This window comes from Nonomuraea sp. SBT364 (assembly GCF_001083785.1).
Taxonomy (GTDB): domain Bacteria; phylum Actinomycetota; class Actinomycetes; order Streptosporangiales; family Streptosporangiaceae; genus Nonomuraea.
This window is the reverse complement of sequence record NZ_LAVL01000345.1, coordinates 1-1,537: the sequence shown is the minus strand read 5'-3', so window position 1 is coordinate 1,537 and position 1,537 is coordinate 1. Positions and strand designations below refer to the sequence as shown.

Annotated in this window: 1 protein-coding gene; it reads left to right on the top strand. The window is 72.2% G+C overall.

From position 1 onward, the window contains the following. On the top strand, nucleotides 1–1,418 hold a 1,418-nt coding region (locus ADY59_RS47255), incomplete at its 5' end, for a hypothetical protein (RefSeq protein ID WP_231619256.1). Nucleotides 1,419–1,537: the final 119 nt, after the last annotated feature.

Sequence of the window (1,537 nt, the reverse complement as noted above, 5' to 3'; positions counted from 1 at the left end):
CACCCCCGCCGCCACCGCCGCCGCCTCGGAGGACCGGGCTCTGGGTGACGCTGGGCGCCCTCTCGCTCGCCGCGGTGGTGGCCGTCGGTGCCGCCGTGGGTCTCGTGCTGCGCGGGCCGGTCCCGGCCGCCCTGCCGAGCTCGGCTCCGTCCTCCGCCCCGGCCCGAGCTTCGGCTTCGGCTTCGGCTTCGGCTTCGGCCGATCCGGACATCGTCGCCGTTACCGAGGAGGAGATCACCGCCCTGGTCGAAGGCCACGGCCGGGCGCTGGCGAGCGGCGACGCCGACGCGTTCGTGTCGATCTTCGACGGGAAGCTGGCGGACGGCCAGCGCAGGGTGTTCGCCAACCTGCGCAAGGTGCCGCTCGCCGAGGTCTCGTACCAGGTGCTGCAGCGCAGCGGGCAGTCCGCCGACAGCTTCGGGCGCGGGCTGAAGTTCACGCAGGACGTCGCGTTCGTCCACCGGTTCGCCGGGGCCGACCTGCGGCCGGTCTCGGAGTGGTATCGCTGGACGGTGGAGAAGGCGTCCGCCGGCGCGCCCCTCGTGGTCACCAAGGTCGCCGGCGCCCCGCCCCCGTCCCTGGGCGGCACCACCAAGACCGTCTACTACCCGGGCCCCTGGGACATCTGGCCCGACATCGAGATCGTCCGGGCCGGGGCCGGTGTCGTGCTCGCCCGCCCGCAGCACGCCGACCTCGCCCGCCGCGTCGCCCCGATCGTCGCCCGCGCCACCACCGCGAACCTGGCCTTCTGGCGGCGCAACGGCGATCCCCGGACGGTCATGCCGACGGGCTTCGTGGTCGCCCTCGCCGAAGGGCCCACCCAGCTCGGCAACCTCTTCCGCAAGACGACGGCGAGCGAGGCCGGCGTCTCCATCGCCATGCCGAGCTGGGGTAGCGGCGACGTGAAGATCGGCGGCACCCGCGTCGTCCTCGACACCACGTCCGGTTACTTCGACACCCAGGCGGGCCTGGAGGAGCTGGTCACCCACGAACTGGCCCACTCCCTCGTCGCAAGCCTGGACGCGGGCGGTTTCTCCCTGTTCGGCAAGGCGAACTGGATCGTCGAAGGCTTCGCCGAATATCTCACCAACCGTGACATCCCGGTCAGCCGGACCCAGCGATACCACGAAGGTCGCGCCTACCTCGCCGGCCAACGCGCCCAGCCGTTCACCGGCACGCTGCCGTCCAACCTCGACTGGGGGCGCCAGGACCTGACGCACGCCCACTACCTGATGGGCGAACTGGCCATGCGCCACATCGCGGCCCGCTACGGCGACCGCAAGCTCACCGCCGCCGTGACAGCCGCGTACCGCGCCGGCGGCGACGACGCCGAAGCAGCCCTCTTCCGGACGCTCGGCGTCACCAGAACCGACTTCGAACGCCAATGGGCGAACTACGTCAGGAAGCAACTCGCCTGATCGGGGATATGTATGACAAACCCACCTCCGCAAGGGACGAACTGGGAGCCATCCGCCTGGCCGCCTGGCGACGCGTCCCCGGCTCCCCCAGCCCCTTCACCCGACGCCGCCCCCGGCAG